This window comes from Pseudomonas sp. S3E17 (assembly GCF_024168685.1).
In the GTDB taxonomy this organism is placed as follows: Bacteria; Pseudomonadota; Gammaproteobacteria; order Pseudomonadales; family Pseudomonadaceae; genus Aquipseudomonas; species Aquipseudomonas marginalis.
The window spans coordinates 1,736,912-1,749,955 of record NZ_JALJWE010000001.1; the positions used below are offsets into that span (position 1 = coordinate 1,736,912).

Sequence of the window (13,044 nt, forward strand, 5' to 3'; positions counted from 1 at the left end):
TTCCAACCCGTACCGTTTGTGGCGAGGGCGCTTGCTCCCGCTGGACTGCGCAGCAGGCCTGGTTTTTTGCGGCCGCTTCGCGCCCCAACGGGAGCAAGCGCCCTCGCCACAGGTCTTCGCAAGCCTGGAGTTTTGCATGCACTTCGACCTGGCCGACCTGCGCCTGTTTATCCATATCGCCGAATCCCCCAGCCTGACCCAGGGCGCCAGGCGCGCGTTCCTCTCGCCGGCCGCCGCGAGTGCGCGGATCAAGGCGCTGGAAGGCCAGCTCGACACGCGCCTGCTGTACCGCGACAGCCGTGGCGTAGAGATCACCCCGGCGGGCGAACGGCTGCTGCACCATGCGCGGTTGATCATGCGCCAGGTGGATTACCTCAAGAGTGAGTTCACCCAATACGGTGTGGATTCCGCCGGGCATATCCGCATCTTCGCCAACACCACGGCGGTCACCGAGTTCCTTCCGGAGGTGCTGGCCGGTTTCCTGTCCCAGCGCCCTGGCGTGACCGTCGACCTGCAGGAGCGCTTATCCCGCGATATCGTGCGCGGCGTGCTGGATGGCACCAGTGACATGGGCATCATCGCCGGCCCCGTGGAGGCGGCCGGTTTGCAGGTGCTGCATTTCAGCACCGACACACTGGTGCTGATGGTGCCCGTCGGCCACGCCCTGGCCGATCAAGCCGCGGTCACCCTGGAGCAGACCCTGGCCTATCAGCATATCGGCCTGCATGAAGGCAGCACCTTGCTCAGCTTCCTGCGTGAACACGTCGAGCGGTTGGGCAAGCAGTTGTCGCTGCGTATCCAGGTGTCGAGTTTCGAGGCGATTTGCCGGATGGTCGAAGCGGGCGTGGGCATCGGCATCATCCCCGAGTCCGCCGCCGTACGGCACAGCCGCACCATGCAACTGGTGGCGGTGACGCTGGATGAGCCGTGGGCGATTCGCGAGCGCAGTATTCTGGTCAGGGAGCTTGAGGCACTGCCCGGCACCATACGGGCATTGATTGCCACGTTGATGCCGGAAAGCACCTAAGCTCAGAAGTCACCTTGCCAGAGGAAACCTCCCATGCAGCTTGAAGGATCCTGCCACTGCGGCGCCGTGACGTTCAGCCTCACCAGCGCCCACCCGTACCCTTACCAGCGTTGCTATTGCTCGATCTGCCGCAAGACCCAGGGCGGCGGCGGTTATGCGATCAACCTGGCCGGGGATGCCAATAGCTTGCAAGTGCGCGGGCGCAAACAGATTTCGATCTACCACGCCCGGCTCAAACCCGAGGGCGCCAGCCGTGCCCATGCGAGTAGCGCCGAGCGGCATTTCTGTTCGCAGTGTGGCACTGCGCTATGGCTGTTCAGCCCGGAGTGGCCGGAGCTGATCCACCCGTTTGCCTCGGCCATCGACACGCCGTTGCCAGTACCGCCGGCGCATACGCACCTGATGCTGGGCTCGAAGGCGCCGTGGGTCGAAGTCAGCGTGCGCAAAGGCGACCTGCAGTTTGAGGCATACCCCGAAGAATCCATCGCGCAGTGGCATGAACGCCATGGGCTCAGCCGTTAACAGTCTTTGACAGTTTCCCGACAAAGCTCGCAAAGATTGTTGGACGGCCCTTCCCTAGCATTCGAGCATCCAAACAGCCATTCGGGTGCTCCTCATGTTTCGCAGATTGCGCGGTATTCCGCTGCTGGGTTGCCTGCTGGGCAGCCTCGGTTGCCATGGGCAGCCGCCGGCACCGCCGCCCATTCAGAAGGGTGACTACGGCGCGATCATCCGCTACCTGCAAGCGCGCATTCCCCGGGCGATCGCCCAAGAGCATATCGCCGGCCTGTCGATTGCCCTGGTCAATGGCCAGGAGCTGATCTGGGCCCAGGGCTTCGGCCTGGCCGACAAGGCCCGGGGCGTGCCGGTCACGCCCAACACCGCGTTCCGTGCCGGTGGCATTTCCAAGCTGCTCACCGCCACGGCCGCGCTGCAATTGGTGGAACAACAACGGCTGGCGCTGGATGCGCCGATCCAGCAGACCCTGCGCGAGTTTTACGTGCGCTCGCGCTTTCATGACGACCAGGCCGCTGCCGACCGCGCTGTCACCCTGCGGCGTTTACTCAGCCACCAGTCCGGCCTGCCCAGTGAACACCTGCGTGACCTGCGCAGCACCTACGCCATGGGGCAGATGCCGATGCGCGTGTCGGGGGTTTGGCTGAGCAGCCCGCCAGGCTCGCAGGTGGCGTATTCCAACCTCGGTTATGCCCTGGTGGGCGCGGCCATCGAGCGCAGCAGCGGCAAAAGCTTTGAAGCCCAGTTGCAAAACAGCCTGCTCAAGCCGCTGGAAATGAACCAGTCGAGTTTTGTCGGCACCGCCAGCCAGCAGGCGTTCCGCGCCCTGGGCTATACGGACGGCGTTGCCAGTACCGATGCCCCGGTGCGCGACCTCGCCGCCAGCGGCCTGTGGGCCAGCCCGAAAGACCTCGCGCATTACGTGCATATGCTGTTCGCCCAAGGCGTCTACAAAGGCAACCGCGTGCTGGGCAGCGCTTCGATTGACGCGATGTTCACCCAGCAGAACACCGGCAATGCGCTGGACTTCGATTGCCAGATGGGCCTGGGCTGGTTCCTCGCCCCCTGCGGTGACGAACCCGTCGGCCCCGGTATACGCACCTACCAGCACAGCGGTGGCGGCGACGATTTTGCCGCGCAGTTGAGCCTGCTGCCCGACCAGCAACTGGCCGTGATCATCATGGCCAATGACAGCAACGCCGAAGACCTGGTGGCCGGCCTGGCCACCGACACCCTGCGCCTGCTGCTCCAGGCGCAAACCGGCCACGCGGTCTGCGCCGACGACTGCCAGGCGCCCAGCCACGGCCTGAAACTGCGCCACGTGCCGGCCGCCATTGACCGCAGGCGCCTGGCCGGCTTCTACGCCACCGCCTGGGGCGTGTTCCGGATCAAGGATGACGATCAGCGGCTGTCGGGCGAGTTGGCCGGCTACACCTTCGAATTGTTGCGCGACGACGATGGCTGGTTGCGCGCGCAGAAGAAAATGCTCGGCTTCTGGTTCAAGGACCTCGGCGAACTGGGTCGCGTGCAACTGGACGTGATCAGCGTGCAAGGCCGCCAGATGCTCACCGCCCGCAGCCACGGCCAGCGCGTAGCTATCGGTGAGCGCATCGAGCCGCCACCCTTGCCCTCGGCCTGGGCCGACACCATCGGCACCTATCAAGTGCTCAACACCCATGAGCCGGACGCGCCCCTGAGCGGCATCAGCGTGCGCCTGGAAGACGGCTTCCTGGTGATCCGCGGCCAACTGCACGACGAACCGCTGACCGACTACATCCTGCTGCCCATCGACAACGCCCATGCCGTCCTCGCCGGTAACGGCTACGGCCTGGGCGATACGGTGAGCCGTCAGATCAACGGTCTCAGCGCTTCGGGCTACGCCTTCAAACGCACCCGCTCCCCTCATAACCCCTTGGCCTTCTAACCCCCATATGGAACCCTTTATGCGCTCAACCCCCCTGTACCTGTCGCTCTCCTCACTGTGCCTGCTGGCCGCTGCCGACCGCGCAATTGCCGAAGACTGGCAATACAGCCTCAAGGCCGGCTTGGCCAACGTGCCCCGCTACAGCGGCAGCGATGAACGCATGACCGCGCCGGTGCTGGGCGGCAAAGTCGTCAGCCCCTGGGGGATATTCCTCGACACCGACAAAGGCCTGGGCTGGGGCTATGAAGGCAACGCCTTGAGCTTCAGCACCTATATCGGTGCCAGCCATTCACGCAAGGACAAGAATCAAAGCCTGCACGCCGGCTCGAAGCGGCTCAAGGGCATGGGCGAGATCAAGGCCCGCCCGCAAGTGGGGGTGAGTGCCAGCTATAACCTGGGTGGGGTGATTGCCGGCGCGACCCTGGAACACGCGCTCAAGGAAGATGACCACAAAGACAGCGGCAAGGCGTTCACCCACCTGGAGCTGAGCCTGGGCACCACGCTCTACGACGGCCGCTACGGATCGGTCGATGCCAGCCTCAACAGTCACTTTGGCGACCGCAATTACCTGCAGACCTGGTACGGCGTGACCACCGGCCAGGCCGCGCAAAGTCGCTTCAAGGCCTACAAGGCCGGTGCGGGCAACATCAGCAATGGCATGAACCTGGTGTGGAGCCTGCCGATCGGCGAGCACACCCAGTTCTCGACCCTGCTGGATGTGCAATACCTGGCGGATGACGCCGGCAAGAGCCCGATTGTGGAGCGGCGCTTGCAGACCTCGGTGATGGGGGTGTTGGAATACACCTTTTGACCGGGTAAGCCCGTCAGAAAATGTGGGAGAGGGCTTGCCCCCTCCCACATTTGCCTCCCACTGTTCTCCGGGTACTTATTCGGCATACGCCCACGTCATGCGAAACGACGCCCCGCCCCACTCCGAATCCATTACGTGCACGTGCCCGCCATGCCACTGCGACACCCGTTGCACCAGCGCCAGGCCGAGGCCGAAGCCGCCGGTGCGGCGGTCGCGACTGGCATCCAGGCGCATGAAGGGCTGGAAGATCCTGGCCCGGCCTTCCTCAGGCACGCCGGGGCCGTCGTCACACACACGCACTTCGTAGCCCTCGCCGAACTTCACCAGCGACACCTCGACCCGGCGCTCGGCATAACGGATGGCATTGCGCAGCAGGTTGATCACGGCGCGGGCCATGAAGCGCGGTTCGATCTGGATAACGTCGACCTCGCAGGTGCGCAGCGACAACTGGATGCCGGCCGCCTCCGCCTCCAGCGCGACGCTGCCGATCACGCTGTCGAGCCAGCTGTGGGCCTCGATGCGCTCGCGGGTGACCTGAGTGGCGCCGCGCTCCAGGCTGGCGTAGGTGAGCAGCTCGGACACCATCTCCTCCAGCTCGCCGAGGTCGGCGTACATATCGGCGATCAATTCGCCCCGCTGGTGCGGGTCGGCCTGTTGCTTGAGTTGGTCGAGTTCGAACGATAACCGTGCAATCGGCGTACGCAGCTCGTGGGACACCGCATTGGTAAGTTCGCGCTGGTTGGCGATCAGGCTTTCGATGCGCTCGGCCATCTGGTTGAAGTGCCCGGCCAGCGCACGCACGGTGGAGCTGCGCGGCAGCAGAATGCGCGAGCCGAGGTCGTTGTCGCCGAAGCGCTGCGCGGCCAGGCGGATATGTTCCAGGTCGCGCCAGTGCGGGCGCACCCAGAAATACAGGACGATGGCCAGGCACAGCCCGAGAAAACCGTAGGCCCACAGGTATAACCATTTGGGCTCTTCCGGCAGCTTGATTTCCAGCAGTTGCGCGCCACCGTCGATGCCCGTGAGAAACTCCATGAAGTCGCCGCGCACCACCAGCAAGCCCTGCTCCAGAAGCTTCTGTTCGCGCTCGGTGAGGGCCTGGGCATCCTTTTGCACCAGCTTCAGGCGCAGGCCGTAGTGGGGCTGCAACTCGGCCAGCCGGGCAGCGCGCTGCTCCACGGGCAATGGCCGCAGTTGCTCCACCAAGCCGTATGCCGGACCACGCATGGCTTCGCGGTTATAGGTCTCGTTGGCTTCGGGGAGCAGTTCGTCAAAGGTGTAGTTGACCAGCCAGATCGCCCCCGCCAGGCCGATCGCCAGAATCACATACAGGCGCAGAAACAGGCGCAGCATCTAGACCTCCCACGCAAACGGATTGAACAGATAACCCTTGCCCCAGATGGTCTTGATGCACACCGGCTCACGGGGGTTGTCATTGAGCTTGCCGCGCAGCTTGCTGATGTATACGTCGACGCTGCGGTTAAGGCCGTCGAAGGCGATGCCGCGCATGCGGTTGAGGATGTCGTCGCGGGAAAGAATCTTGCCCGCGCTGCTGGCCAGCAACCACAGCAGCTCGAACTCCATGGTGGTGAGGTCGATCTGCTCGTCCCCCAGGCTGACCACCCGGCAACTGCGGTCAATCGCCAAGCGGCCGAACGCGAGGGCGCCGCGCACCGTCGGCTCGGGCGCCTGGCGACGTTGCAGGGCGCGCAGGCGTGCGAGCAGTACCGGCGGCTTGATCGGCTTGATCACATAGTCGTCGGCACCCGACTCCAGGCCGAGAATGTGGTCCAGGTCGTCTTCCTTGGCAGTGAGGATCACAATGGGGGTATCGGACACCGTGCGGATTTCGCGGCACACATGCAGGCCACTCTGGCCCGGCAGCATCAGGTCGAGCACGACGATCTTGGGTTTGAAGTCGAGGAACGCCGCCAGGGCTTCATCGCCACGGTGCACCACGCGGACCTCAAAGCCATGCTGTGACAGAAAATGCGCGATCAGCCCTGCCAGCTTCTCGTCGTCCTCAACGAGCAGGACCTTGCCCAGACCCAGGTTTTCCATAAGTTCTCAGTGTGCAAAGGCGGATTGAAGAGCGGGCATTATAGGTGGCAAGCTGGGCAACTAAAGCAACTGGCCAGTGGGTGCCGACGAAGCTTCATGCTTTTAAGAGTTTTTAACAAATAGCCCGCACTTTTTAACGCCATCCACAGGGAGTTGTATGCGCAAGGATTACCTGGCGTTCTTCGTTTCGCTGTTCCTGTCGAGGCTGGCGGACCAGATTCTGTTGTTTATCGTGCCGCTGATCGTGTTCCAGACCACCCACAGCGTGTCCTGGGCCGGGCTGGCCTTCTTTGTCGAGTCACTGCCGCGCTATCTCGCGTTTCCGGTGTGCGGGGCGTTGTGCGACAAGTATTCGCCGGTGCGCATCCTGCATATCAGCCAGGTTTACCGGGCACTGTCCTGTGTGGTGGCGGTGGCGTTGTATGGGATGTTCGACGGTATCTACTGGCTGGTGCTGCTGTCGGCGTTGTGCGGCGTGCTGACGACCCAGGGCATCATGGCCCGCGAAGTGCTGATGCCCCATGTCTTCCAGCAGTACAGCTATGCCAAGACCCTCTCCTACTCGCAGATCGCCGACCAGAGCGGCCTGGTGCTGGGGCCGCTGGTGGCTGCGCTGATGCTGGAGGTGTGGGCCTGGCATTGGGTGGTGCTGGGGATTGCCGGGCTGTTTGTGCTGGCAGACTTGGCGATGCTGGCCTGGCAGCGTAAAACCACGGCAAGCCTGGACACCCATCGGCAGCACCGGGACATCTGGCTGCAACCGCTGCGCATCGCCTTCGGGCATATCCGTAACCTGGCGGAACTGAAGCGGATCATTACCCTGGCGGTCGGTGTGAACCTGATCATCGGGGTGACGCTGGCCACCTCCGCCGCCATGGTCACCGGGCTGTACGCCGCCGACAAGGACACCTATGCCCTGCTGCAGGCGGCCGGCGCGGGGGTGACCATTGCCATCCTGTTTTACCTGGCGCGCGCCGCCCTGCCCTTGAAAGTGCTGGGCGGGCTGTCTTACTCGATGATCGGCGCCGGCGCGTTGATCATGGCGATCAGTCCCAACCTGTGGGCATACACCCTGGGCTTCCTGCTGGTCACCGGCTTCGACAAGATGTTCAACGTGTACCTGCGCAGCACCCGCCAGCGGGTCATTCCGGTGCAGGACTTCGGCAAGACCGTGGGCGTGATCACCTTGCTCAACAACCTGCCCCAGCCGCTGGCCGGCCTGATGATTGCGCTGCTGGCGGCGCCCTTGGGCACGCAAGCGGTGATCCTGCTGCTGACCGGGATCACCGCCTTGATCGGCGTGGCCGTGGCCTCAGGCTGGCACGCCACTGTGAAAGCGGAACTCGATATCGGGTGATTCGATCAGTTCCTGCTCGGCCCCCCTCACCCGCTCGATCACCTGGGCGATGTCCTTGGCGTCGCCGTACTGGTAGGCCAGCTTCAGGTAACCCTGGAAGTGCCGCGCCTCGCTTTTCAGCAGGCCGAAGTAGAACTTGCCGAGTTCTTCGTCCAAATGCGGCACCAGGGCTTCGAAACGCTCGCAACTGCGGGCTTCGATAAAGGCGCCGACCACCAGGGTATCCACCAGCTTGACGGGTTCGTGGCTGCGCACCACCTTGCGCAAACCGGAGGCATAGCGCCCGGCGTGCAGTTGGCGCAACTCGACCTTGCGCTTCTTGATCAGGCGCATGACTTGCTCGTGGTGCACCAGTTCTTCCCGGGCCAGCCGCGACATCATATTGATCAGGTCAACGTGGGCGTGGTACTTGGCGATCAGGCTCAGGGCGGTGCTGGCCGCTTTGAATTCGCAGTTCTTGTGGTCGATCAACAGGGTGTCCTGATCGGCCAGTGCGGCCTGCACCCAGGCATCGGGGGTTCGGCAACCGAGGAATTCGTGGATTTCGGGCAGGTTCATCGGGCTCACGGGCAAAGGATCACAAAAAGGCCGCCGATTATACCCACCGCACCGCAGACCACCAGCCACCGGCCTTGATGTGCATCAACATGACGTCTGGCGGGCAGCAACTATAGTTGTTCCACGCCCACCCTTTTGGAGATCCGATCATGCAAGCCATTCGCAGCATCCTGGTGGTCATCGAGCCCGCGCATTCGGAAAGCCTGGCCCTCAAGCGCGCCAAGCTGATCGCCGGGGTCACCGGCGCGCACCTGCACTTGCTGGTCTGCGACAAGAAACACGAGCATTCGGCGCTGTTGAGCCTGCTCAAGGCCGGTTTGCAGGAGGACGGTTACAGCGTGACCACCGAGCAGGCGTGGAATGAAAGCCTGCATGACACCATTATCGACGTGCAGCAGGCCGAAGGCTGTGGGCTGGTGATCAAGCAGCACTTTCCCGACAGCCCGCTTAAAAAGGCGCTGCTGACGCCGGCGGACTGGAAGCTGTTGCGCTTGTGCCCGACGCCGGTGTTGCTGGTCAAGACGTCCACACCGTGGGCGGGCGGGGTGACTCTGGCGGCGATTGATGTGGGCAACAACGACGGAGAACACCGCGAGCTGCATCACGCGATCATCGATCATGGCTTCGACATCGCCAGCCTGGCCAAGGCGCAGTTGCATGTGATCAGCGCCCATCCGTCGCCGATGTTGTCGGCGGCGGACCCGACGTTCCAGCTCAAGGAAACCATCGAGGCGCGTTATCGGGAGCAGTGCAAGGCGTTCCAGGCTGAATTCGATGTGGATGACGCGCACCTGCATGTCGAGGAGGGCCCGGCGGATGTATTGATCCCCCACCTGGCCCACACATTGAAAGCGGCCGTGACCATCATCGGCACCGTGGGGCGCACCGGCATTTCCGGGGCGTTGATCGGTAATACCGCGGAGGTGATCCTGGATGCGGTGGACAGTGATGTACTGGTGCTCAAGCCGCAGACGTTGATGGATCACCTGGAGGAACTGGCGACCAAGGCCTGACGCCGATCCCCTTCCCACATTGGGATGTGTGTTGTCAGTCAGCGAGCGCGTCTCTCAGGAACCCCGGGGCGATATAGCGCTGGTAATGGGCCTCGGACAGGATAAAGAACTCACGGTCGATGGCATCGCGCAGTTCCGGCAAGGCCCAGTCGCGAAACTCCGGCAACAGCACCATGCCGTACGCCTCCAGGTTATTGATCACCCGCGCGCCGCGGGCAATCAGCTGGTACGCCCAGCAGTACTCGGACTGGTGCGGCACGAAACGGATCTTGCGTTGCTCCAGTTGGCCGCGCAGGGTCTTGGGGTCGAAAATCTCGAGCTTGCCGGCCATCACCTGCACCAACAGTTGCTCCAGCCGCAGCCAGACCGCACGTTTTTCTTCCTCGTTATAGCCATTCCACTGGATCACTTCGTGGTGGAAACGCTTGCAGCCACGGCACACGAGATCGCCGTAGACCGTGGAGCACAGGCCGACGCAAGGGGTCTTGATGGTTTGGTTGGACATGGGCAACGACACGCAAATCAGCGAAACAGTGCGCCATGTTAGCCCTTTGTCTAAGGTTGATCACCCAGCAAACTTGGTGATGCAACTTACCTTTCGAAATTTTTTGCCGTAGAATCATCCGGCCTTGTAAGGCGCCAATAATCCGCTGGAAGCTGTTTTCAAAGCGTCACGAGCACAGTCGTTCCTTCAGAACGGTGTTGGCGATGGTTATTACCCGGTAGGTAATGATCAGCGCCAACCCTCATCAGCTCCGTTCTGCAGGCGTAAAACTTTGAAAGCAGCTTCTGTAAGGAATGCCGGCAGCGCTGGCTTTGCGGCCCAAAAAGCCCCCGAGCGCATGCGTGCCGTTCATTTCTGGATGAGCGTCCCGTGGGACCACTGATGAGGGTAATAACTGTGCTTGAAGCCTACCGCAAACATATCGAAGAGCGTGCAGCACTGGGTATCGTTCCCCAGCCGCTTAATGCCGAACAAACCGCAGGCCTGGTTGAGCTGCTGAAGAATCCTCCGGCTGGCGAAGAAGAATTCCTCGTTGACCTGATCACCAACCGCATTCCACCGGGCGTTGACGAAGCTGCCTACGTCAAGGCCGGTTTCCTGTCTGCCCTGGCCAAGGGCGAAGCCACTTCCCCCCTGATCGACAAGAAACGCGCGGTTGAACTGCTCGGCACCATGCAGGGCGGCTACAACATCGTGACGTTGGTCGAGCTGCTGGACGACGCCGAGCTGGCGCCTGTCGCGGCTGCCCAACTCAAGCACACCCTGCTGATGTTCGATGCGTTCCACGACGTCGCCGAAAAAGCCCGCAACGGCAACGCGCACGCCAAAGCCGTGATCCAGTCCTGGGCTGACGGCGAGTGGTTCCGTAACCGCCCGACCCTGGCCGACAAGATCAGCCTGCGCGTGTTCAAGGTCACCGGCGAAACCAACACCGACGACCTGTCCCCTGCCCCGGACGCCTGGTCCCGCCCTGACATCCCGCTGCACGCCCTGGCCATGTTGAAAATGGCACGTGAAGGCATCGTACCGGACGAGCAAGGCAAGACCGGCCCGATGAAGCAGATCGAAGAAATGCGCGGCCAAGGCTTCCCGATCGCCTACGTCGGTGACGTGGTCGGTACCGGCTCTTCGCGTAAATCCGCGACCAACTCGGTGCTGTGGTTCTTCGGCGACGACGTTCCCTACGTGCCGAACAAGCGCGCCGGCGGCTTCTGCTTCGGCAGCAAGATCGCTCCCATCTTCTACAACACCATGGAAGATGCCGGCGCACTGCCGATCGAATTCGACGTGACCAACATGAACATGGGCGACGTGATCGACCTGTACCCCCATGCTGGCAAAGTCTGCAAACACGGCACCGACGAAGTCCTGACCACCTTCGAAATGAAGACCCCGGTCCTGCTCGACGAAGTCCGCGCCGGCGGCCGTATCCCGCTGATCATCGGCCGTGGCCTGACCGACAAGGCGCGCGCCGAGCTGGGCCTGGGCCCTACCGACCTGTTCAAGCTGCCTGAAGCACCGGTCGACACGGGCAAGGGTTTCACCCTGGCCCAGAAAATGGTCGGCAAAGCGTGCGGCCTGCCGGAAGGCAAAGGCGTTCGTCCAGGTACCTACTGCGAACCGAAGATGACCACCGTGGGTTCCCAGGACACCACCGGTCCGATGACCCGTGACGAACTGAAAGACCTGGCGTGCCTGGGCTTCTCGACCGACCTGGTGATGCAGTCCTTCTGCCACACCGCGGCGTATCCAAAGCCGATCGACGTGACCACCCACCACACCCTGCCTGACTTCATCATGACCCGTGGCGGTGTATCGCTGCGTCCAGGCGACGGCATCATCCACAGCTGGCTGAACCGCATGCTGCTGCCGGATACCGTCGGCACCGGTGGTGACTCCCACACCCGTTTCCCGATGGGCATCTCGTTCCCGGCCGGTTCCGGTCTGGTCGCCTTCGCCGCAGCCACCGGCGTCATGCCGCTGGACATGCCGGAATCGATCCTGGTGCGCTTCAAAGGCAAGATGAAACCTGGCATCACCTTGCGTGACCTGGTTCATGCCATTCCTTACTACGCGATCCAGGCTGGCCTGCTGACCGTAGAGAAGAAAGGCAAGAAAAACGCCTTCTCCGGCCGCATCCTGGAAATCGAAGGCCTGAACGACCTGACGCTGGAGCAGGCTTTCGAGCTCTCCGACGCCTCGGCCGAACGTTCGGCTGCCGGTTGCACCATCAAGCTGTCGAAAGAGTCCGTCACCGAGTACCTGAACTCCAACATCACCCTGCTGCGCTGGATGATCGGCGAAGGCTACGGCGATGCCCGCACCCTGGAACGTCGTGCCCAAGCGATGGAAGCCTGGGTCGCCAACCCGGAACTGATGGAAGCCGATGCCGACGCGGAATACGCTGAAATCATCGAGATCGACCTGGCCGAAATCAACGAGCCGATCCTCTGCGCACCGAACGACCCGGATGATGCCCGCCTGTTGTCCAGCGTTGCCGGCGAGAAGATCGACGAAGTGTTCATCGGTTCGTGCATGACCAACATCGGTCACTTCCGTGCTGCCGGTAAGTTGCTGGAGCAGGTCAAGGGTCAGTTGCCAACTCGTCTGTGGCTGTCGCCGCCGACCAAGATGGACGCTCACCAGTTGACCGAAGAAGGCTACTACGGCATCTACGGCAAGGCTGGCGCGCGCATGGAAATGCCGGGCTGCTCGCTGTGCATGGGTAACCAGGCACGTGTAGAGCCGAACTCGACCGTGGTATCGACGTCGACCCGTAACTTCCCGAACCGCCTGGGTGACGGCGCGAACGTCTACCTGGCTTCGGCTGAGCTGGCGGCAGTCGCCTCCACCCTGGGTCGCCTGCCGACCGTCGAAGAGTACATGGGCTACGCAGCGAAACTGGACACCATGGCCAGTGACGTCTACCGCTACCTGAACTTCGACCAGATCGCCGAGTTCCGCAAAATCGCAGCAAGCGCCAACATCCCGGTGATTCAAGCTTAACGGTGTGTTGATGTAAAAGACGCCGCGTATCGCAAGGTACGCGGCGTTTTTTATGCCTGGAATACCAACACATTCAGTTGATCCCTTTGCTACTGACCCACCGCTATCGGGGGCAAGCCCCCTCCCACAGTTTTGACCGCGCCAAGCGACCTTATACCTTCAACCACACCACCGTCTGATCCTGAGAATGAGCTGACTGATGTACACCGATCCAAATGTGGGAGGGGGCTTGCCCCCGATGAGGGAGTGTCAGTTGATGCATCTGC

The 13,044-nt window shown here is 62.5% G+C and carries 11 protein-coding genes; 7 read left to right on the plus strand and 4 right to left on the minus strand.

Annotated elements, in window-relative coordinates; genetic code table 11:
• The first annotated feature begins 136 nt into the window (after window positions 1-136).
• From J3D60_RS07400 to J3D60_RS07415, 4 genes are all read left to right on the plus strand, one after another.
• Window positions 137-1,027 (plus strand): LysR family transcriptional regulator, encoded by an 891-nt coding sequence (locus J3D60_RS07400; RefSeq protein WP_253490680.1) that lies wholly within the window; start codon window positions 137-139, stop codon window positions 1,025-1,027.
• A 33-nt stretch (window positions 1,028-1,060) separates the two neighbouring features.
• Window positions 1,061-1,549 carry a GFA family protein gene (locus J3D60_RS07405; RefSeq protein ID WP_253490682.1) on the plus strand — a complete coding sequence of 163 codons (489 nt, stop codon included), beginning with the start codon at window positions 1,061-1,063 and terminating at the stop codon, window positions 1,547-1,549.
• Window positions 1,550-1,643: 94 nt separating this feature from the next.
• Entirely contained in the window at window positions 1,644-3,467 is a 1,824-nt protein-coding gene (locus J3D60_RS07410; RefSeq protein WP_253490684.1) for a serine hydrolase, read from the plus strand.
• A gap of 19 nt (window positions 3,468-3,486) precedes the next feature.
• Entirely contained in the window at window positions 3,487-4,278 is a 792-nt protein-coding gene (locus J3D60_RS07415; RefSeq protein ID WP_253490686.1) for a MipA/OmpV family protein, read from the plus strand.
• Window positions 4,279-4,353: 75 nt separating this feature from the next.
• On the opposite strand, the gene J3D60_RS07420 is transcribed toward J3D60_RS07415, so the two are convergent.
• A complete protein-coding gene (locus J3D60_RS07420) occupies window positions 4,354-5,631 on the minus strand; it encodes an ATP-binding protein (RefSeq protein ID WP_253490688.1) in 1,278 nt (425 codons plus the stop codon).
• The gene (locus J3D60_RS07425; protein WP_065928008.1) at window positions 5,632-6,339 is read right to left on the minus strand and encodes a response regulator; all 708 of its coding nucleotides are present in this window, start codon (window positions 6,337-6,339) and stop codon (window positions 5,632-5,634) included.
• Window positions 6,340-6,496: 157 nt separating this feature from the next.
• Here J3D60_RS07425 and J3D60_RS07430 point away from each other — a divergent pair, with 157 nt between their 5' ends.
• Entirely contained in the window at window positions 6,497-7,696 is a 1,200-nt protein-coding gene (locus J3D60_RS07430; RefSeq protein WP_253490690.1) for an MFS transporter, read from the plus strand.
• On the opposite strand, the gene J3D60_RS07435 is transcribed toward J3D60_RS07430, so the two are convergent.
• A complete protein-coding gene (locus tag J3D60_RS07435) occupies window positions 7,652-8,254 on the minus strand; it encodes a tRNA-(ms[2]io[6]A)-hydroxylase (RefSeq protein ID WP_253490692.1) in 603 nt (200 codons plus the stop codon). The genes J3D60_RS07430 and J3D60_RS07435 overlap by 45 nt on opposite strands.
• A 149-nt stretch (window positions 8,255-8,403) precedes the next feature.
• Between J3D60_RS07435 and J3D60_RS07440 the strand changes: the two genes are divergently transcribed.
• Window positions 8,404-9,267, plus strand: coding sequence for a universal stress protein (locus J3D60_RS07440; protein WP_253490693.1), 864 nt, complete (start codon window positions 8,404-8,406; stop codon window positions 9,265-9,267).
• 34 nt (window positions 9,268-9,301) lie between these two features.
• Here J3D60_RS07440 and J3D60_RS07445 read toward each other — a convergent pair whose 3' ends face one another.
• The gene (locus J3D60_RS07445) at window positions 9,302-9,772 is read right to left on the minus strand and encodes a DUF1289 domain-containing protein (protein WP_065928006.1); all 471 of its coding nucleotides are present in this window, start codon (window positions 9,770-9,772) and stop codon (window positions 9,302-9,304) included.
• A gap of 396 nt (window positions 9,773-10,168) precedes the next feature.
• Here J3D60_RS07445 and acnB point away from each other — a divergent pair, with 396 nt between their 5' ends.
• Window positions 10,169-12,778, plus strand: coding sequence for a bifunctional aconitate hydratase 2/2-methylisocitrate dehydratase (gene acnB / locus J3D60_RS07450; RefSeq protein ID WP_065942045.1), 2,610 nt, complete (start codon window positions 10,169-10,171; stop codon window positions 12,776-12,778).
• The last annotated feature ends 266 nt before the right edge of the window (window positions 12,779-13,044 follow it).